Origin of the sequence: Pseudomonas poae, from assembly GCF_001439785.1 — a bacterium.
In the GTDB taxonomy this organism is placed as follows: domain Bacteria; phylum Pseudomonadota; class Gammaproteobacteria; order Pseudomonadales; family Pseudomonadaceae; genus Aquipseudomonas; species Aquipseudomonas poae.
Genome location: NZ_JYLI01000027.1, coordinates 41,370 through 61,467, shown reverse-complemented (window position 1 = coordinate 61,467; position 20,098 = coordinate 41,370). Strand labels below are relative to the sequence as shown.

The 20,098-nt window shown below is 60.3% G+C and carries 14 protein-coding genes; 12 read left to right on the top strand and 2 right to left on the bottom strand.

The features are described from left to right. The first annotated feature begins 101 nt into the window (after positions 1–101). From dksA to TU75_RS24260, 12 genes are all read left to right on the top strand, one after another. Positions 102–545 (top strand): RNA polymerase-binding protein DksA, encoded by a 444-nt coding sequence (gene dksA, locus TU75_RS24315; RefSeq protein WP_003235002.1) that lies wholly within the window; start codon positions 102–104, stop codon positions 543–545. A gap of 82 nt (positions 546–627) precedes the next feature. After that, positions 628–1,515, top strand: a complete 888-nt coding sequence (gene gluQRS, locus TU75_RS24310; protein ID WP_060550394.1) for a tRNA glutamyl-Q(34) synthetase GluQRS — start codon at positions 628–630, stop codon at positions 1,513–1,515. A gap of 62 nt (positions 1,516–1,577) precedes the next feature. After that, positions 1,578–1,754 (top strand): hypothetical protein, encoded by a 177-nt coding sequence (locus TU75_RS27525; protein WP_003176118.1) that lies wholly within the window; start codon positions 1,578–1,580, stop codon positions 1,752–1,754. Next, a complete protein-coding gene (locus TU75_RS24300; RefSeq protein ID WP_162276121.1) occupies positions 1,738–4,692 on the top strand; it encodes a sensor histidine kinase in 2,955 nt (984 codons plus the stop codon). The genes TU75_RS27525 and TU75_RS24300 overlap by 17 nt, the downstream gene beginning before the upstream one ends. Before the next feature lie 22 nt (positions 4,693–4,714). Continuing rightward, positions 4,715–6,142, top strand: a complete 1,428-nt coding sequence (locus tag TU75_RS24295) for a sigma-54-dependent transcriptional regulator (RefSeq protein WP_003235006.1) — start codon at positions 4,715–4,717, stop codon at positions 6,140–6,142. A gap of 709 nt (positions 6,143–6,851) precedes the next feature. Beyond that, entirely contained in the window at positions 6,852–8,258 is a 1,407-nt protein-coding gene (locus TU75_RS24290) for a polynucleotide adenylyltransferase PcnB (RefSeq protein ID WP_003235008.1), read from the top strand. Between the two features lie 2 nt (positions 8,259–8,260). Then, positions 8,261–8,746, top strand: a complete 486-nt coding sequence (folK, locus tag TU75_RS24285) for a 2-amino-4-hydroxy-6-hydroxymethyldihydropteridine diphosphokinase (protein WP_060550392.1) — start codon at positions 8,261–8,263, stop codon at positions 8,744–8,746. Positions 8,747–9,098: 352 nt separating this feature from the next. Then, entirely contained in the window at positions 9,099–9,899 is an 801-nt protein-coding gene (gene panB / locus TU75_RS24280; RefSeq protein ID WP_060550391.1) for a 3-methyl-2-oxobutanoate hydroxymethyltransferase, read from the top strand. Then, entirely contained in the window at positions 9,896–10,747 is an 852-nt protein-coding gene (gene panC / locus TU75_RS24275) for a pantoate--beta-alanine ligase (RefSeq protein ID WP_060550390.1), read from the top strand. Before panB ends, panC begins: the two co-directional genes overlap by 4 nt. A 223-nt stretch (positions 10,748–10,970) precedes the next feature. Further along, positions 10,971–12,635, top strand: coding sequence for a glucose-6-phosphate isomerase (gene pgi / locus TU75_RS24270; RefSeq protein ID WP_060550389.1), 1,665 nt, complete (start codon positions 10,971–10,973; stop codon positions 12,633–12,635). A 93-nt stretch (positions 12,636–12,728) separates the two neighbouring features. Beyond that, positions 12,729–13,745 carry a class I SAM-dependent rRNA methyltransferase gene (locus TU75_RS24265; RefSeq protein WP_060550388.1) on the top strand — a complete coding sequence of 339 codons (1,017 nt, stop codon included), beginning with the start codon at positions 12,729–12,731 and terminating at the stop codon, positions 13,743–13,745. Positions 13,746–13,832: 87 nt separating this feature from the next. Continuing rightward, complete coding sequence (locus TU75_RS24260; RefSeq protein WP_060550387.1) at positions 13,833–16,766, top strand: DUF748 domain-containing protein; 2,934 nt, start codon at positions 13,833–13,835, stop codon at positions 16,764–16,766. Between the two features lie 198 nt (positions 16,767–16,964). Here TU75_RS24260 and TU75_RS24255 read toward each other — a convergent pair whose 3' ends face one another. Both TU75_RS24255 and pnp read right to left on the bottom strand, forming a co-directional pair. Further along, positions 16,965–17,585, bottom strand: a complete 621-nt coding sequence (locus tag TU75_RS24255) for a BON domain-containing protein (RefSeq protein WP_003235018.1) — start codon at positions 17,583–17,585, stop codon at positions 16,965–16,967. A gap of 297 nt (positions 17,586–17,882) precedes the next feature. Next, the gene (pnp, locus tag TU75_RS24250; protein ID WP_060550386.1) at positions 17,883–19,988 is read right to left on the bottom strand and encodes a polyribonucleotide nucleotidyltransferase; all 2,106 of its coding nucleotides are present in this window, start codon (positions 19,986–19,988) and stop codon (positions 17,883–17,885) included. Positions 19,989–20,098 lie beyond the last annotated feature (110 nt).

The window sequence follows — 20,098 nt, the reverse complement described above, 5'->3', positions numbered from 1 at the left end:
TCTATCTGGTAAGTTCGCCCGCTTGCAGCCGCAGGGCCGGCAGGTGTCGGTGACGTTGCAATCCTGCGCAATGGATTAGAAGAGTGAGAGGCGGTCTATTCATGTCCACCCAAGCAAAGCAACAGCAGACTCAAGGCCTCGGCGGCTTCGACCCTTATGTGGAAAAAAAGGGCGAGGAGTACATGGGCGAGCCCATGCGCGAGCACTTCACCAAGATCCTGAACAAGTGGAAACAGGACTTGATGCAGGAGGTTGATCGTACCGTTGACCACATGAAGGACGAAGCAGCCAACTTCCCTGACCCGGCCGACCGTGCCAGCCAGGAAGAAGAGTTCGCTCTGGAGCTGCGCGCCCGTGATCGCGAGCGCAAGCTGATCAAAAAGATCGACAAAACGTTGCAACTGATCAAGGACGAGGAATACGGCTGGTGCGAATCCTGCGGCGTCGAGATCGGTATTCGCCGCCTGGAAGCCCGCCCAACCGCAGACCTGTGCGTAGACTGCAAGACCTTGGCTGAAATCAAGGAAAAACAGGTCGGCAAGTAATTCCTGCCGAACTGAAACGAATGGGGCGTGCAAACGCCCCATTTGTGTATCTGGCGTTCCTGTTTCCAGTAGTATCCGGCCCATGACAGCCTCTACCTATATAGGGCGTTTCGCCCCCACGCCCAGCGGCCACCTGCATTTCGGCTCCCTGGTCGCCGCCCTTGCCTCCTACCTCGACGCCCGCGCCAACCACGGCCGCTGGCTGATGCGCATGGAAGACCTCGACCCTCCCCGCGAAGAACCCGGCGCCCAGGCCGCCATCCTGCATGCGCTGGAAAGCTATGGCTTCGAATGGGATGGCGATCTGGTCCGGCAAAGCGAACGGCACGACGCCTACGCCAAGGTGCTGAACGACCTGTTCAACCATGGCCTGGCTTACGCGTGCACCTGCTCACGCAAACAGCTGGAACCCTACAACGGGATTTACCCCGGTTTGTGCCGCAACGCCGGTCACGACCAGCAGGATGCAGCGATCCGCCTGCGCGTGCCGGAGCTTGCCTACCATTTTACTGATCGCGTTCAGGGTGAATTCCGACAGCACCTGGGTCGCGAGGCTGGCGATTTCGTCATCCGCCGCCGCGACGGTCTGTACGCCTACCAATTGGCCGTGGTACTCGACGATGCCTGGCAGGGTGTGACCGACATCGTGCGCGGCGCCGACCTGCTCGACTCTACGCCGCGCCAGCTGTACCTGCAGGAGCTGCTGGGCCTGCGCCAGCCGCGCTACCTGCACGTGCCACTGATCGTGCAGCCGGACGGCAACAAGCTGGGTAAATCCTACCGTTCACCGCCACTGACTCAGGACCAGGCCACGCCGCTGCTGCTGCGCGCCTTGCGCGCCCTCGGCCAGCAACCTGGTGACGAACTGCTTCACGCCAGCCCACGCGAACTGCTGGACTGGGGCATCCGGCACTGGGATCCGCTACAGATTCCGCGCACGCTTACCCTGGCCGAAGCGCAATTGAGTTGAAGGCGCTTGCAGCCGGCCCGGCATCCGTTACCATCGCGGCAGTTTTTTAATCAGAGGCCAACATGTACATCTATCGATTGGTCCTGCTGCTGGTCGTCGGGATCTACCTGTTTTCCCCCGCCATCATGGATTGGTGGATCGACGCCACGGGCGCCTGGTATCGCCCTTATCTGCTGTGGCTGATCCTGATCGTCGTGACTTTCATCCTGCAGAGCCAAAAAGATGCCGATGAGCTTTAGCCTCACCCAGATGCTGTTGATCAGCGCCGCCTACCTGGCCGCGCTGTTCGCCGTCGCCTGGATCAGTGAGCGCGGCATGATCCCGCGGGCGATCATTCGCCATCCGTTGACCTACACCTTGTCCCTGGGCGTGTATGCCAGCGCCTGGGCGTTCTACGGCACCGTGGGCCTGGCCTACCAGTATGGCTACGGGTTTCTCTCCAGCTACCTCGGGGTGTCCGGCGCCTTTTTGCTGGCGCCGGTGCTGCTGTACCCGATCCTGAAAATCACCCGCACCTACCAGCTGTCGTCCCTGGCCGACCTCTTCGCCTTCCGTTTTCGCAGCACCTGGGCCGGCGCGCTTACCACCATTTTCATGCTGATCGGCGTACTGCCCTTGCTGGCCCTGCAGATCCAGGCGGTGGCCGACTCCATCAGCATCCTCACCCGCGAGCCGGTGCAGCACCGCGTGGCCCTGGCCTTTTGTGCACTGATCACGCTGTTCACGATTTTCTTCGGCTCACGGCATATCGCAACCCGCGAGAAACACGAAGGCTTGGTGTTTGCAATTGCCTTCGAATCGGTGATCAAGCTGATCGCCATTGGCGGCGTCGGCCTGTATGCGCTCTACGGCGTGTTCGACGGCCCGCAGCAACTGGAACTGTGGCTGCTGCAAAACCAGACCGCCCTCGCCGCCCTGCACACGCCGCTGCAGGAAGGCCCCTGGCGCACGCTGCTGCTGGTGTTCTTCGCCTCGGCGATCGTGATGCCGCACATGTACCACATGACGTTCACCGAAAACCTCAACCCGCGCTCGCTGGTCAGCGCCAGCTGGGGCCTGCCGCTGTTTTTGCTGCTGATGAGCCTGGCGGTGCCGTTGATCCTGTGGGCCGGGCTCAAGCTTGGGGCCACTACCAATCCGGAGTATTTCACCCTCGGCATCGGCATCGCCGCCAACAGTCCGGCCCTGGCCTTGCTGGCGTACGTCGGCGGTCTGTCGGCGGCCAGCGGGCTGATCATCGTCACCACCCTGGCGCTGTCGGGCATGGCGCTCAACCATCTGGTGCTGCCGCTTTATCAGCCGCCGGCCGAAGGCAATATCTACCGCTGGCTGAAATGGACGCGCCGCGCGCTGATTGTCGCGATCATCATGGCTGGCTACGGCTTTTACCTGATGCTGGGTGCCGGCCAGGACCTGGCCAATCTGGGCATCGTCGCCTTCGTCGCCACCCTACAGTTTTTGCCGGGTGTGTTGTCGGTGTTGTACTGGCCGACCGCCAACCGTCGCGGTTTTATCGCCGGGCTGCTGGCGGGCATTCTCGTGTGGGTGGTGACCATGCTGCTGCCGCTGGTTGGCAACCTGCAGGGTTTCTATATCCCGCTGTTGAACATGATCTACGTGCTCGACGACACCAGCTGGCACATGGCGGCAATTGCCTCGCTGGCGGCCAACGTGCTGATGTTCACGCTGATCTCGCTGTTCACCAACGCCAGCCCCGAAGAAACCAGTGCCGCCGAAGCCTGCGCGGTGGACAACGTACGCCGTCCGCAACGCCGCGAACTGCACGCGGCCTCGCCTCAGGAGTTCGCCACCCAACTGGCCAAGCCGCTGGGCGCCAAGGCCGCGCAAAAGGAAGTCGAACAGGCGCTGCGTGACCTGTACCTGCCATTCGACGAACGCCGCCCCTACGCCTTGCGCCGCCTGCGTGACCGTATCGAAGCCAACCTGTCCGGCCTGATGGGCCCCAGCGTGTCCCAGGACATGGTGGAAACCTTCCTGCCCTACAAAGCCGGCGGCGAAAACTATGTGACCGAAGACATCCACTTCATCGAAAGCCGGCTGGAGGACTACCACTCGCGCCTCACAGGCCTTGCCGCCGAACTCGACGCCCTGCGCCGCTATCACCGCCAGACCTTGCAGGAGTTGCCGATGGGCGTGTGCTCCCTGGCCAAGGATCAGGAGATCCTGATGTGGAACAAGGCCATGGAAGAACTCACCGGTATCGCCGCGCAGCGGGTGGTGGGCTCACGCCTTAATACCCTCGGCGATCCGTGGAAGGAATTGTTACAGGGTTTTATCAACCTGCCCGACGAGCACTTGCACAAACAGCACCTGGCCCTGGACGGCCAGACACGCTGGCTCAACCTGCACAAGGCCGCCATCGACGAGCCCCTGGCCCCCGGCAACAGCGGCCTGGTGCTGCTGGTGGAAGACCTGACCGACACCCAGATGCTCGAAGACAAGCTGGTGCACTCCGAGCGCCTGGCCAGCATTGGTCGCCTGGCCGCCGGCGTGGCCCACGAGATCGGCAACCCGATTACCGGTATCGCGTGTCTGGCGCAAAACCTGCGCGAAGAGCGCGAGGAAGACGGCGAGATCACCGAGATCAGCGGGCAGATCCTTGAGCAGACCAAGCGTGTGTCACGCATCGTGCAATCGCTGATGAGCTTTGCCCACGCGGGCGCCCATCAGAATCAGGACGAAGCGGTGTGCCTGGCAAAAGTCGCCCAGGATGCCATTGGGCTGCTGGCCTTGAACCGGCGCAATTTCGAGGTACAGTTCTTCAACCTGTGCGACCCGGAACACTGGGTCGACGGCGACTCACAACGCCTGGCCCAGGTGCTGATCAACCTGTTGTCCAACTCCCGCGATGCAACGCCCGCCGGCGGCGCGGTGCGGGTCAAGACCGAGGCTTTCGAGCACACGGTCGACCTGATCGTGGAAGATGAAGGCAGCGGCATTCCACAGAACATCATGGACCGATTGTTCGAACCTTTCTTCACCACCAAGGATCCCGGTGAAGGCACCGGTCTGGGCCTTGCGCTGGTCTATTCCATCGTTGAAGAGCATTATGGACAAATCACCATCGACAGCCCGGCTGACCTTGAAAGCCAACGCGGCACCCGTATACGGGTGACCTTGCCGCGTCATGTCGAAGCGACGTCCGCTGTGAACTGAGACCGTCGAGAGAATTGAATCAATGCCGCACATTTTGATCGTCGAAGACGAAACCATCATCCGCTCTGCCTTGCGTCGCCTGCTTGAGCGCAATCAGTACCAGGTCAGCGAAGCAGGCTCGGTGCAGGAAGCGCAGGAGCGATTCAGCATTCCCACGTTCGACCTGATTGTCAGCGACCTGCGCCTGCCCGGCGCACCGGGCACCGAGCTGATCAAGCTGGGCCAGGGCACCCCGGTGCTGATCATGACCAGCTACGCCAGCCTGCGTTCGGCCGTGGACTCCATGAAGATGGGCGCGGTGGACTACATCGCCAAACCGTTCGACCACGACGAGATGCTCCAGGCCGTGGCGCGCATCCTGCGTGACCGTCAGTCGTCCGGCGGCACACCGGCCGAACCGCGCCCGACCGGCAAAACCGCCGAAAAACCGGGCGTCGACAACAGCAATGGCGAGATCGGCATCATCGGTTCCTGCCCGCCCATGCAGGATCTGTACAGCAAAATCCGCAAAGTGGCGCCCACCGACTCCAACGTGTTGATCCAGGGCGAGTCCGGCACCGGTAAGGAATTGGTGGCGCGTGCGCTGCACAATCTCTCCCGGCGCGCAAAGGCGCCAATGATCTCGGTGAACTGCGCGGCAATCCCCGAATCCCTGATCGAGTCCGAGCTGTTCGGCCACGAAAAAGGCGCGTTCACTGGCGCCAGCGCCGGGCGTGCGGGGCTGGTGGAAGCGGCGGATGGCGGCACCCTGTTCCTTGACGAGATTGGCGAACTGCCACTGGAAGCGCAGGCGCGGTTACTGCGGGTATTGCAGGAAGGCGAGATTCGACGCGTCGGCTCGGTGCAGTCGCAGAAGGTTGATGTGCGCCTGATCGCCGCGACCCACCGGGATCTCAAGAGCCTGGCCAAGATCGGCCAGTTCCGTGAAGACCTGTATTACCGCCTGCACGTGATCGCCCTCAAGCTGCCCGCCCTGCGTGAGCGTGGCGCCGACGTCAACGAGATCGCCAGTGCGTTCCTGCTGCGCCAGAGCGCGCGCATCAACCGTACCGACCTGAAGTTTGCTCCGGACGCCGAGCAGGCGATTCGGCACTACTCGTGGCCAGGTAACGTGCGCGAACTGGAAAACGCAGTGGAGCGCGCGGTCATCCTGTCGGAGAGCCCGGAGATTTCCGCCGAGCTGCTGGGTATCGATATCGAACTCAGTGATCTGGAGGATGACGACTTCATCGGCCTGGCGCCGCAACCGGGCGGCAGCAACACCAGTCATGAGCCGACCGAAGACCTGTCACTGGAAGATTACTTTCAGCATTTCGTGCTGGAGCACCAGGATCACATGACCGAGACCGAACTGGCGCGCAAGCTGGGTGTGAGCCGCAAATGCCTGTGGGAACGGCGTCAGCGCCTGGGCATTCCGCGGCGCAAGACCGGCGTTGCCAGCGAGAGTTGAGGGGGCGCCCTCACAGGTAACACCCTCAGATGTGAAAAAACTGTTACCGCGGATATTTCGCGTAACAAAAGCCGGGGCTTACGGTAACGAAGCCCCGGCTTTTTTTCGTCGGCAAAAAACCTGAAACCGTCTCAACCCCCTGCTTTTGCTGGGCGTCGCTAAAGTTGGCACGCACCCTGCTATATGCTTAGTACAAAAACAATAACAAGCTCTGAACAAGACAATAAAAATAAGACGAATCGACTCACGCATAACAAAAACAACACGGCGGAGGCGCAGCTAACTGATTCTTTTGGAGAGGCGTTGCATTTGGGGCTTGCCCCGCAACCAGGCCGAGAACAACAAAAACTGCCCTAAGGCAGAGCCTGAACTGGTTGGATCGTAGATCAGCAACACAGCGACCAAAGCAATCCGTTTGCTCTTGGCTCCCAATTGGGAGTGTCATGAAGGTGAAGCTTCCTGACGAGGGCGATCAATAAAAACAAGAAGCCCGACACTAATAATAAAAATAGAGTACGCAACTACTTCTGGGGGAGCTTCGGCTCCCCTTGTAGTTTCTGCGTTTTACCCCTCCCGGCAGTCGTTTGAAGCTTTCAGAGCAACGCTTGCAGCTTGTTCCTACACCATCCCCTGACTAAATGCTAGAATCCCGGCCCATCATGCGGTCATTCCTCGTTATGGCCGAACATTCCTTCAAACAGTGCATCCCATGCTGAAGAAGTTGTTCCAGTCATTCCGTTCTCCCGTGCGTCGTACGCAACACATTCGCAGCACGCCTGAAGTGCTTAACAGCAATCAGCATTCATTGCAGCGCGCTCAGTTCAGCCGCTACGCGGTGAACATCGTCGAACGTTTGCAGAACGCCGGCTACCAGGCCTATCTGGTGGGCGGCTGCGTACGTGACATGCTGCTCAATATCACGCCCAAGGATTTCGACGTCGCCACCAGTGCCACGCCCGAACAGGTGCGTGCCGAGTTTCGCAATGCGCGCATCATCGGTCGCCGTTTCAAGCTTGTGCACATTCACTTCGGTCGCGAAATCATCGAAGTCGCGACCTTCCGTGCCGGTCATCCGCAAAACGATGAAGAGGAAGACACCAACCAGTCTTCCCGCAACGAAAGTGGGCGCATCCTGCGCGATAACGTTTACGGCACTCTGGAAGAAGACGCGCAGCGCCGCGACTTCACCATAAATGCGCTGTATTACGATCCGGTCAGCGAGCGCATCCTCGATTACGCCAATGGCGTGCCCGATATTCGCAACAACCTGATCCGCCTGATCGGTGAACCGACGCAGCGCTACCAGGAAGACCCGGTACGTATGCTGCGGGCCGTGCGCTTTGCCGCCAAGCTGAATTTCGGCATCGAGAAACACACCGCCGCACCGATTCGCGAACTGGCCCCGATGCTGCGCGAAATCCCCTCGGCGCGGTTGTTCGAAGAAGTGCTCAAGCTGTTTCTCTCGGGTTATGCGGCTGACACCTTTGAAATGCTCGTCGACCTGCAGCTGTTCGATCCTCTGTTTCCGGCCAGCGCCGAAGCCCTGGAATACAACCCGACGTACACCCACACCCTGATCAGCGAAGCGTTGACCAACACTGACCTGCGCATCAAGCAGAACAAACCGGTCACCCCGGCGTTCCTGTTTGCCGCGCTGCTATGGCCTGCCTTGCCCAAACGCGTGTTGCGCCTGCAGGATCGCGGCATGCCGCCGATTCCGGCGATGCAGGAAGCCGCTCACGAGCTGATCACCGAGCAATGCCAGCGCATCGCCATCCCGAAACGTTTCACCATTCCCATCCGCGAGATCTGGGACATGCAGGAGCGCCTGCCACGCCGCAGTGGCAAACGCGCCGACATGCTGCTGGACAACCCGCGCTTCCGTGCCGGCTACGATTTCCTGCTGCTGCGTGAAAGCGCCGGTGAGCAGACCGACGGCCTGGGCGAATGGTGGACCGATTACCAGGACGCCAACGACAGTGGGCGCCGCGACATGATTCGTGACCTGGGCAGCAAAGGCGACGGCGAAGGCGCTGCGCCCAAAAAGCGTCGGCGCAGTAGCAGCAGCAAGCGCAAACGCAGCGGCACCGATGCCTCGGGCGCCGCAGGCGAGTAAACGTGGAACGTATCTACATCGGCATGGGCAGCAACCTGGCTGCCCCGGATCAGCAATTGCGCAGCGCCATTGAGGCGCTGGCGCAGTTGCCAGGCACCACCGTGGTCGGTGTCTCCGCCTTCTATCAAAGTGACTCCCTGCTCCCGGGCCAACCGCGCTACACCAACGCGGTTGCCGCCCTGAACAGCAGCCTTGCGCCCCTTGAACTGCTGGATGCGTTACAAGCCATCGAGAACGATCAGGGCCGCGAGCGCATTGAGCGTTGGGGGCCACGCACACTCGACCTGGACATCCTGTTGTTCGGCGATCGTGTTATCGACGAGCCTCGTCTGAAGGTGCCGCATTACCACATGCACCTGCGGGCATTTGTGCTCTATCCACTGGCCGAATTGGCGCCGGCAAATTTCCATTTACCGGACGGCCTGCCTTTAAGCCACTTGCTGGCAACTTGCCCGTTCGAAGGCCTGGAACGTATTCCCCAGAACTGACGCGGTCAATGTGGGAGCTGGCTTGCCTGCGAAGGTATCGACCCGGTCTAACTGAAAGACCGAGGTGCCTGTATGGCAGGCAAGTCTGCTCCCACCTTTGATCGTCATCGCCTTCAACCTGCTGAATCGGGTCAGTAACAGCGGTAACAACGCCCTCGTAACAATGCGGTAACACATCCAATTGACTTCCCGTGTCCTCCTCACGACTATAGGCGTCCCGCTGCCGCCAACCCGGCGCTGAAGGGCGCAATCCAGGCCTTATAAGCACTGCTCTCAAGACGGTGCGCCTGTATAAACGAAGACTCACGCGCGTTACTCGCTGTTTCCAAGCGCCTGAACGAGGACCCTTTCGATGCCAGACATTACCCTGACCACCTTGCAGAGCCTCAAGCTCAAAGGTGAAAAAATCACCATGCTGACCTGCTATGACGCCACCTTCGCCAACGCCTGCTGCCAGGCGGGCGTCGACGTGTTGCTGGTAGGTGACTCCCTGGGCATGGTTCTTCAAGGGAATGACAGCACGCTCCCCGTCACCACCGATGAACTCGCCTACCACACCGCCAGCGTCAAGCGCGGTAACGACGGCGCATTCATCATCGCTGACCTGCCGTTCATGGACTACGCCACCGTCGAACAGACGTTCCTCAACGCCAGCAAATTGATGCGCGCCGGTGCGCACATGGTCAAGGTCGAAGGTGCGCTGTGGCTCGCCGAGTCGATCCGCCTGCTGGCCGAGCGCGGCGTACCGGTGTGCGCCCACATGGGCCTCACACCGCAGTCGGTGAACCTCCTCGGCGGTTACAAGGTGCAAGGTCGCAACGAAGCCCAGGCGCGCCAGATGCTGGCTGATGCCATCGCCCTGGAACAAGCCGGGGTTGCCATGATTCTGCTCGAATGCGTGCCCAGCGAACTGGCCGCAGAAATCACCCAGGCCGTCAGCGTGCCGGTCATCGGTATCGGCGCGGGCTGTGCCACCGACGGTCAGGTGCTGGTATTGCACGACATGCTGGGCCTCTCGATCACCGGTCGAGTGCCCAAGTTCGTGAAGAACTTCATGGCCGGCCAGGACAGCATCCACGCAGCATTGAGCGCGTACGTCGCCGCCGTCAAAGGCGTGACCTTCCCCGCCGCCGAACACGGATTTTCTGCATGAACACCGTAAAAACCCTGCGTGAACTGCGCGCGGCCGTGACCCACGCCCGCAGCGCCGGCAAGCGCATCGGCTTCGTGCCAACCATGGGCAACCTGCACGACGGTCATGCCACACTGGCGACCAAAGCCGCGCAGCAGGCCGACTTCGTGGTCGCCAGTATCTTCGTCAACCCGCTGCAATTCGGCGCCAACGAAGACTTGGACAAGTACCCGCGCACCCTCGCCGCCGACCAGGAAAGACTCTTGCAGGCCGGCTGCAACCTGCTGTTTGCACCCACCGTTGAGGAGATGTACCCCGAAGGCATGAGCGGCCAGACCCGCGTCAGCGTCCCGCACGTGTCTGAAGGCCTGTGCGGCGCCAGCCGTCCCGGGCACTTCGAAGGCGTGGCCACGGTGGTCAGCAAGCTGTTCAACATGGTGCAGCCGGACATCGCCGTGTTTGGCCAGAAGGACTACCAGCAGTTGGCGGTGATCCGCGCCATGGTGCATGACCTGAACATGCCGATCCAGATCATCGGCGAGCCCACCGTGCGCGCCGAAGACGGCCTGGCGCTGTCCTCGCGCAACGGTTTTCTCTCCGAGCAGGAGCGCGCAATCGCACCGGTGCTGTATCGCAGCCTCAGCCATATCGCTGCCGCCATCAAGGCCGGCGACCATGATTTCGCCAGCCTGCGTGCCGAACAGGTACGGCAGATCGAAGCCGCCGGGTTGCGCCTGGATTACCTCGAAGTGCGCCAGGGCGTGCACCTGCGCCCCGCCACCGCGCAGGACCAGGACATCGTGATCCTGGTCGCGGCGTTTCTGGGCAGCACCCGGCTGATCGATAACCTGCACCTGAACCTCAGCTGACCCGCCCAGGCAGCCCGCCTGTTGCCCTGATCGCCGGGTCGGTATAAAAAAGTACCGGCCGCGGCGCAGACAAAGCCAAGACATATCGACACGCTAGGTTTAATGTAATCGCCCGGCGCTAAGGTTAGCGCTGTCCGCAACCCAATTGTTGCGACAAGACTGGACGTTCCGGGCTTTGAAGTGTCCTAAAGGCAGTCCCCGTAATAAAAGGAAACCCGCAGCGATGGCGTACTACCGCACTCCTCATGACGTTACCGCGCTGCCCGCCTGGCAAGCGCTCACTCAACATCGCCAAGCCATGCAGGATTTCAGCATGCGCGAAGCCTTTAATGCCGATCCGCAGCGCTTTTCCCAGTTCACCCTGAGCAGCTGCGGGCTTTTCCTCGATTACTCGAAGAACCTGATCACCAGCCAGACCCGTGACCTGCTGGTAGGGTTGGCCGATGAAGTAGGCCTCAAGGACGCGATCAACGCGCTGTATGCCGGCGAACCGGTCAACTCCTCCGAAGGCCGCCCTGCCCTGCACACCGCCCTGCGCCGCCCGGTGGGCGACAAGCTGTCGGTCAACGGCGTGAATATCATGCCGGACGTGCACAAGGTGCTGAACCAGATCACTGACCTGGTCGGCCGCATTCACGACGGCCTGTGGCGTGGCTACACCGAAAAGCCGATCACCGACGTGGTGAACATCGGTATCGGTGGTTCGTTTCTCGGCCCGGAACTGGTCTCCGAGGCGCTGTTGTCCTACGCCCATAAAGGCGTGCGCTGCCACTACCTGGCGAACATCGATGGCAGCGAGTTCCACGAGCTGACCATGAAGCTGCGCGCCGAGACCACGCTGTTTATCGTCTCGTCGAAATCCTTCAACACCCTGGAAACCCTGAAAAACGCCCAGGCCGCCCGCGCCTGGTACCTGGCCCAGGGTGGCTCGGAAGCCGAGCTGTACCGCCACTTCATCGCGGTGTCGAGCAACAACGCGGCGGCGGTGGCCTTTGGTATCCGCGAAGAAAACATCTTCCCGATGTGGGACTGGGTCGGCGGTCGTTATTCGCTGTGGTCGGCCATTGGTTTGCCCATCGCCCTGGCCATCGGTATGTCTAACTTCAAGGAGCTGCTGTCGGGTGCCTACACCATGGACCAGCATTTCCTGACCGCACCGTTCGAACAGAACATGCCTGTGCTGCTGGGCCTGCTGGGCGTGTGGTACGGCAACTTCTGGGGCGCGCAGAGCCATGCGATCCTGCCGTACGACCACTACCTGCGCAACATCACCAAACACCTGCAGCAGTTGGACATGGAATCCAACGGCAAGAGCGTGCGCCAGGACGGCACGCCCGTGGCCACCGACACCGGCCCGGTCATCTGGGGTGGCGTGGGCTGCAACGGCCAGCATGCGTACCATCAGTTGTTGCACCAGGGTACCCAACTGATTCCGGCCGATTTCATTGTGCCGATCGTCAGCTTCAACCCGGTGTCCGACCACCATCAGTGGCTCTACGCCAACTGCCTGTCGCAAAGCCAGGCGCTGATGCTAGGCAAGACCCGCAGCGAAGCCGAAGCGGAGCTGCGCGACAAAGGCATCGCAGAAGACGAAGTGCAGAAGCTGGCCCCGCACAAGGTGATCCCGGGCAACCGTCCGAGCAACACCATCGTGGTCGAACGCATCAGCCCGCGTCGTCTGGGCGCACTGGTGGCAATGTATGAGCACAAAGTGTTCGTGCAGAGCGTGATCTGGGGCATCAATGCTTTCGACCAATGGGGCGTGGAGCTGGGCAAGGAGCTGGGCAAGGGCGTCTACAACCGCCTGACCGGCGCCGAAGAAACCTCCGCCGAAGATGCTTCCACCCAAGGCCTGATCAACTACTTCCGCGGTCGTCATCGCGGCTGATACCTGCCTCAACGCGACCCCGGCCTGCTCTGGCCGGGGTTAGCTGTTAAACTCCCCGCCCCTGTTTTCCTCATTTACAGCAAGGCGCGCTCCATGTCCCCCCTGAACCAGGCGCTGCGCGCCGCCCTCGATTATCGCCAAGACCTGATCAACGAACTGCACGCCCAGGGCACCGACTGCTATCGGCTGTTCCACGGCAGCCAGGAAGGCGCCGGCGGCCTGACCATCGACCGCTATGGCCTGCAATTGCTGGTGCAAAGCTTTCATCAGTCGCTCGACACCGCAGACCTGCTGGACCTGCACCAACAGATCAATCAGTTCATGGGCCTGGAATTGCTGCTGGTGTACAACGACCGTTCCCGGGGCAACTCGCGCATCGACCGTGAAGACACGGTGTACCGCGCAGACCCGGCGGCATTGGAAGACCTGATCGGCCACGAATGGGGCCTCAATTACCGCGTACGCGGGCGCCATGCCGGGCAAGACCCGCTGTTGTTCCTGGACCTGCGCAACACCCGTGGCTGGATCAAGGCGCACAGCGCCGGCAAAAGCGTGCTGAACCTGTTCGCCTACACCTGCGGCGTTGGTTTGAGCGCGGCTGCCGGTGGTGCGCGCGAGGTGTGCAACCTGGACTTTGCCGAGGGCAACCTGGCGGTCGGGCGGGAGAACGGCCTGTTGAACCCGCAATTGCCGACCATGGAGTTCGTGCAGTCCGATTACTTTCCGGCGATTCGCCAACTGGCCGGCCTGCCGATCACCCAGCGTCGCGGCCATACACTGCCCGCTTATCCGCGCCTGGAGCAACGCCAGTACGACCTGGTGTTGCTCGATCCGCCCGCGTGGGCCAAGAGTGCGTTCGGCACGGTCGATCTGCTGCGTGACTACCAGAGCCTGCTCAAGCCAGCGCTGCTGGCAACCGCCGACAATGGCGTGCTGATCTGCTGCAATAATCTGGCAAAAGTGGGCATGGACGACTGGCGTGAGCAGGTGCTGCGCTGCGCCGAAAAAGCCGGGCGACCGGTACGCGACTGGCAGATCATAACGCCGGGAGCCGATTTTCCGTCGCAGGATCAACAGCCGCCGCTGAAAACCCTGATCCTGCAGTTGTAGTCCTTTTCCCAATAGGCCCTGTGCTTCGGAACCGACAACCCGTGCCATACTCCAAGGCACTCCTGTTCGATATAGATGGCGTCGCCCATGTCCAAAGGATTGATCCGCGCCATCGGCGCACTGCTGACCGCACTGGCCCTGTACAGCTTGCTGGGCTTTCTGATTCTGCCGGGCATCGCGCTTCGTATTGCCAACCAGCAACTGGCCCATTACGCCACGGTGCCGGCGAGACTGGAGCGTATCGAACTCAACCCATTCAGCCTGGAGGTGACGGCCTGGGGCCTTAAAGTCGGGGAACCGGGCAAGGAACAGGTCGGTTTTGAGCGCCTGTATGCCAACCTTCAGCTCGACAGCCTGTGGACCCGCGCGCTGCACCTGGCGGATGTACAGCTGGACCAGCCCAAAACCGAGCTGCTGTTCGACAAGTCCGGCACATTGAACCTGGCCCGGCTGTTCAAGCTGCCGCCCAGCGAGCCCACCCCGAAAGACCCGGACGCCAAGCCATTCCCGCTGCGTATCGACAGCGTCAAGTTGGCCGGTGGCTATGTGCACTTTCAGGACCTGCGTCCAAGCGAGCCCATCGAATTCCTCTACGACAAGCTCGACTTCGAGCTGAAAAACCTCAGCACGTTGCCTGAAGACAATGCCGACATGACCCTGGTGGCCGCCGGCCCTGCGGGCGGGCAAATCGACTGGAAGGGCAATTTCAGTCTGGTGCCCATCACCTCTGAGGGCACCTTGAAAGTCACCGACGGCAAGATGAAAGCCTGGTGGCCCTATGTGCGTGACGCCTTGCCACTGGTGCTGGAAGACGGGGTGCTGAATTTCAACACCCATTACACCTTCAGTCTGGCCAAGGAAACCGAACTCAAACTGACCAACACCACCGCCAGCATCGCGCCGTTTGCCATCAAGGCCCCGGATGGCCGGCCGCTGGTACGCCTGGAGCGCCTGGATGTAAGCGACACCACAGTCGACCTGGCCAGGCAGCAAGTGGTGGTTGGCAAAATCCGCAGCAACAATCTGGAAACCTGGGCCGCCCGCGAAGCCGATGGGCAACTGGACTGGCAGAAACTGTTCGCCAGCCAGCCGAACAAACCGGCCAGGGCGCCGGAACCAGCCAGCGCTCCGGCGACGGCCGACTCGCCCAAACCTGCCCCTGCAGCACCAAGCAAACCGTGGCAAGTGCTGCTCAAGGACGTGCAACTGCGCAATTATCAGGTACACCTGGCTGACCGTCAGGCTCAACCCGCCGTCGCGTTGGAACTGGGCCCCCTGAACGTCGATGTGCAGAACTTCGACAGCCTCAACCAGAAACCCTTCACCCTCAAGCTCGACAGCGGTCTGGGCAAGCAGGGCAAACTCCAGGCCAGCGGTGAGGTGAACCTCAACCCGGTCAGCGCCAGGCTGAAGGTGAACACCCAGGACATCGACCTGCGAGTGGCGCAGTCCTATATCAGCCCCTTCATCCGCCTGGAACTGCGCAGCGGCATGCTCGGCAGCAACCTGGATGTAAACCTTACCAGCACCGATCCGCTGAAGCTGCAGGTCACCGGCCGAGCGCAGGTCGACCAGCTACACACGCTCGATACCCTCAAGACCCGCGACTTTCTCAAATGGCAGCGCTTGGTGCTCGAAGGTGTGAACTACCAGCACGGCGACAGCCTGTCGATCGACAAGGTCAACCTGCTGCAGCCCTATGTGCGCTTCATGATCAACGATGATCGCACCACCAACATCGACGACCTGCTGATTCCGCAGCCGGCCGACAGTGGCGCCAAGTCGACTGCCAAGCCGGCAGCGAGCAAAGACAAGCCGCTGGGTATCCGCATCGGCCAGGTCGCGATCAATGACGGCTCGGCCAACTTTGCCGACTTCAGCCTCACGCCCAACTTCGCCACCGCCGTGCAACAACTCAACGGGCAAATCGGCACGATTGACAGTCGCCAGGGCAAACCGGCCAGTGTCGACATCAAGGGCAAGGTGGACCGCTATGCGCCGGTGACCATCAAGGGCAGCGTGAATCCGTTTGATCCGATGGCCGCGCTCGACATCGCCACCAGCTTCAAACGTGTCGAGCTGACCACGTTGACACCCTACTCGGGGAAATTCGCGGGTTTTCGCATCCGCAAGGGCCGCCTGAATCTAGATTTGCACTACGTGATCATCAAGGGCCAGTTGAAGGCCGAAAACAAGGTGGTGGTCGAACAACTGCAACTGGGTGAAAAAGTCGACAGCGCCGATGCCGTGGACCTGCCGATTCGCCTGGCGATTGCACTGCTCAAGGACACTAACGGCAGAATATCCCTCGAATTGCCGGTGAGCGGCGACTTGAATAATCCACAGTTCAGCGTGATGCCGATTGTGTGGCAGACGCTGCGCAATCTTGTCGCCCGTGCGGCCACCGCGCCGTTCAAGTTCATTGGCGGGCTTGTGACAGGTGGGGGGTCGGAGGATCTGGGCAGTGTGTCGTTTGCGGCAGGCTCCAGTGACTTGGACAAGAATGCCGAAGGCGCGCTGAACACGCTCGCCAAGGCCTTGAAGGAACGCCCTGCGCTGCGCCTGGAAATTGAAGGCACGGCGGCGGCCAGCAGCGACGGGCCGTTCCTGGCACACGAGCGTCTGGAGCGTGAATACCAGTACAACTACTACAAGATTCTGCAGCGCCGTGGCGACAAGGTTCCCGCCCAGGCATCACTGCTGGAAGTACCGGAGAAGGAAAAGGCGCCATTGCTTGAAGGTATCTATCGCACGCGTCTCAAGCAGCAACCGCCCGCTGAATGGAAAGGCTTGGGTGACACTGAGCGCGCGGCAAAACTGCGCGACGGTGTGCTCAAGTTCTGGAGCGCCAGTGATGTGTTGCTGCGTCAGCTGGGTCAGGACCGGGCCAGTACCATCAAGGACTACCTGGTGGACAAGGGGCAGCTCGAAGATGACCGGGTGTACTTCATCGACACTCAACTGGGGCAGGCAGAGAAAGACGGCCGTGTAGTCACACCGATGCATCTGGATGCCGAGTGACCTGAAGACCCTATAGATCCAAGCCCCCTCCCATTTTTTTGGTTTGGGTATTTCAGCCCCACAATAAAACAGGCCCCGGCACAAGTGCCGGGGCCTGTAATGACCACATCCGTGTGGTCGGTCGCATGAACTCCAGGGTGCGTTGGGTGGATATCTGACTCACCCGCCGCCGCCATTCAGTTCAGTCGAATCGTTGCGTTACTCTGCTTTCAGGCCATCAGCCGATACAGCTTTAACGCCTTTGATTTTCTTGGCGATGTTCACAGCAGTGGTTTTCTGAGCTTCAGTTACCGCTACGGTGGAAGACAGGGAAACAACGCCTTTGTTGGTTTCGACTTTAATGTCGGTGCCAGGAATGCCTTTCTCGGTTACCAGGTCAGCTTTGACTTTGGTAGTGATCCAAGTGTCGCTGGTGGTTTCTTTGGCGTCATGAGCTGCGCCTTTGGTCTTGTCGATGTTGTCTGCCTTGGTAGCGCCGCCAGCCATCAGGCCGTCAGCGGAAACAGCAGTCACACCTTTGATTTTCTTGGTGATGGCTACAGCGGTCGCTTTCTGCGAATCCGAGATAGCTACCTTGGAGGACAGGGAAACCACACCTTTGTTGGTCTCAACCATGATGTCCGAACCTGGGATGCCTTTTTCAGTCAGCAGATCAGCTTTGACTTTGGTGGTGATCCAGGTGTCCGAAGTAGTTTCTTTGGCCTTGGTCATTTCACCAGCAGCCAACGTCATCGGGGCTTGGGAAGTCTGAGCAAAGGCTACGTTAGCACCCATGGCCAGAGTCAGAGCGGTAGCAGTAGCGAAAGCGAACTTCTTCATACGAGTAACTCCTGTTTTATTAAAAGTCTGCAGCGTGTAAACCTCGATGCTGCAGCGTTAACGGGGATATTGCAGGCAGTGTGCCAAGTCGACAAATCCGATTAAGTCCTTTAAAAACAGTAAGTTACAAAAACTCCAATTTTCCGAAATCGTGCAACTTGCATGAAGGCGGGTGTATCTGCATGCAAGTTGCGGCTTTTGCCTGTGGCGCTAAGCGCCTGATTACGCTTGCCTTTCGTGCGCCCATAAAAAAAGGACTCCGAAGAGTCCTTTTTCAGCGTGAAGCCTGGGGGGTGATTAAACGCCCGAGGCCTTGGCTGCTGCAACGTCTTTGATGGACAGCTTGATACGGCCGCGGTTGTCCACGTCCAGTACCAGCACTTCCACTTCCTGGCCTTCTTTCAGAATGTCGGTCACTTTCTCTACGCGAGCATCGCTGAGCATGGAGATGTGAACCAGACCGTCTTTGCCCGGCAGAATGTTAACGAAAGCGCCGAAGTCGACGATGCGCTCAACCTTGCCGACGTAGATCTTGCCGATCTCGGCTTCGGCGGTGATGCCCAGAACGCGCTGACGCGCAGCCTCGGCAGCTTCTTTGGATTCGCCGAAGATCTTGATCGAGCCATCGTCTTCGATGTCGATCGAAGCCTTGGTCTCTTCACAGATCGCACGGATGGTCGCGCCGCCTTTACCGATGACATCACGGATTTTGTCGGTGTCGATTTTCATCGCGATCATGGTCGGAGCATTTTCCGACAGCTCGGTACGCGACTGACCAATGATCTGGTTCATCTGGCCGAGGATGTTCAGGCGCGCTTCCAGGGCTTGGCCCAGGGCGATTTCCATGATCTCTTCGGTGATGCCCTTGATCTTGATGTCCATCTGCAGCGCGGTCACACCTTTGGCGGTACCGGCTACCTTGAAGTCCATGTCGCCCAGGTGATCTTCGTCACCCAGGATGTCGGTCAGGATGGCGAACTTCTCGCCTTCCTTAACCAGGCCCATGGCGATACCGGCAACCGGTGCCTTCATCGGCACACCGGCATCCATCAGTGCCAGGGACGCACCGCACACGGAAGCCATGGAGCTGGAACCGTTGGATTCGGTGATTTCCGACACAACGCGGATGGTGTACGGGAACACGTCGGCAGCCGGCAGCATGGCAGCGATCGAACGACGGGCCAGACGGCCGTGACCGATTTCGCGACGACCAGCGCCACCCATGCGACCACACTCACCGACCGAGAACGGCGGGAAGTTGTAGTGCAGCATGAACGGGTCTTTTTTCTCGCCTTCGAGGGTGTCCAGCAGTTGCGCGTCACGCGCAGTACCCAGGGTTGCAACAACCAGGGCCTGGGTTTCACCACGGGTGAACAGGGCCGAACCGTGAGTCTTGGGCAGCACACCGACTTCGATGTTCAGCGGACGCACGGTGCGGGTATCACGGCCGTCGATACGTGGCTTGCCGTTAACGATATTTTCGCGAACGGTGCGGTATTCGATTTCACCGAAAGCGGCTTTGACTTCGCTGGACGAAGGCTGGCCTTCTTCACCGGACAGTTTGGCCACGACCTGATCCTTCAACTCACCCAGGCGAGCATAACGGTCGGCCTTGACGGTGATGGTGTAGGCGTCAGAGATGGCAGCGCCGAACTCGGAGCGGATAGCACCCAGCAGTTCGGTGGCTTCGGCTTGTGGAGCCCAGGCCCAGGTAGGCTTGGCCGCTTCGGCAGCCAGCTCTTTAACGGCGTTGATCACCGACTGGAACTCGTCGTGAGCAAACAGCACCGCGCCCAGCATCTGGTCTTCGGTCAGCTCTTTGGCTTCCGATTCAACCATCAATACCGCTTCGGAAGTACCGGCAACGACCATGTCCAGGCTCGAAGCTTTCTGCTGCTCGTAAGTCGGGTTCAGCAGGTAGCCGGTGCTTTCGTGGAAAGCAACGCGGGCGGCGCCGATCGGGCCATCGAACGGAATGCCGGAGATGGCCAGGGCAGCCGAGGTACCGATCATCGCAGCGATGTCCGGATCGGTCTTCTTGCTGGTGGAAACGACGGTGCAGACAACCTGCACTTCGTTCATGAAGCCTTCGGGAAACAGCGGACGGATCGGACGGTCGATCAGTCGGGAAGTCAGGGTTTCTTTTTCGGAAGGACGACCTTCGCGCTTGAAGAAGCCACCAGGGATCTTACCGGCAGCGTAAGTCTTTTCCTGGTAGTGAACGGAAAGAGGGAAGAAGCCTTTGCTCGGGTCAGCGGTCTTGGCGCCAACAACGGTCACCAGTACGGTAACGTCGTCATCAACGGTAACCAGCACTGCGCCGGAGGCTTGACGGGCGATACGGCCTGTCTCGAGGGTAACGGTCGACTGACCGAACTGGAATTTTTTGATAACCGGGTTCACGGTGTCCTACCTTCTTTGTGGCTCTTGGGGAACTTGTTTTCTTGCGAAATTCTTGGGCAATGTCGGGAATCGGCCCAACGCCTGTCCAGGGTAAAACGTGTATCCAGATA

Coding starts and splice junctions, on each gene's coding strand:
- TU75_RS24290 (WP_003235008.1), top strand. CDS start 6,852: ATGCTGAAGAAGTTGTTCCAGTCATTCCGTTCTCCCGTGCGTCGTACG.
- TU75_RS24260 (WP_060550387.1), top strand. CDS start 13,833: ATGTCCAAAGGATTGATCCGCGCCATCGGCGCACTGCTGACCGCACTG.
- TU75_RS24255 (WP_003235018.1), bottom strand. CDS start 17,585: ATGAAGAAGTTCGCTTTCGCTACTGCTACCGCTCTGACTCTGGCCATG.
- dksA (WP_003235002.1), top strand. CDS start 102: ATGTCCACCCAAGCAAAGCAACAGCAGACTCAAGGCCTCGGCGGCTTC.
- panB (WP_060550391.1), top strand. CDS start 9,099: ATGCCAGACATTACCCTGACCACCTTGCAGAGCCTCAAGCTCAAAGGT.
- TU75_RS24265 (WP_060550388.1), top strand. CDS start 12,729: ATGTCCCCCCTGAACCAGGCGCTGCGCGCCGCCCTCGATTATCGCCAA.
- panC (WP_060550390.1), top strand. CDS start 9,896: ATGAACACCGTAAAAACCCTGCGTGAACTGCGCGCGGCCGTGACCCAC.
- TU75_RS27525 (WP_003176118.1), top strand. CDS start 1,578: ATGTACATCTATCGATTGGTCCTGCTGCTGGTCGTCGGGATCTACCTG.
- TU75_RS24300 (WP_162276121.1), top strand. CDS start 1,738: ATGCCGATGAGCTTTAGCCTCACCCAGATGCTGTTGATCAGCGCCGCC.
- gluQRS (WP_060550394.1), top strand. CDS start 628: ATGACAGCCTCTACCTATATAGGGCGTTTCGCCCCCACGCCCAGCGGC.
- TU75_RS24295 (WP_003235006.1), top strand. CDS start 4,715: ATGCCGCACATTTTGATCGTCGAAGACGAAACCATCATCCGCTCTGCC.
- pgi (WP_060550389.1), top strand. CDS start 10,971: ATGGCGTACTACCGCACTCCTCATGACGTTACCGCGCTGCCCGCCTGG.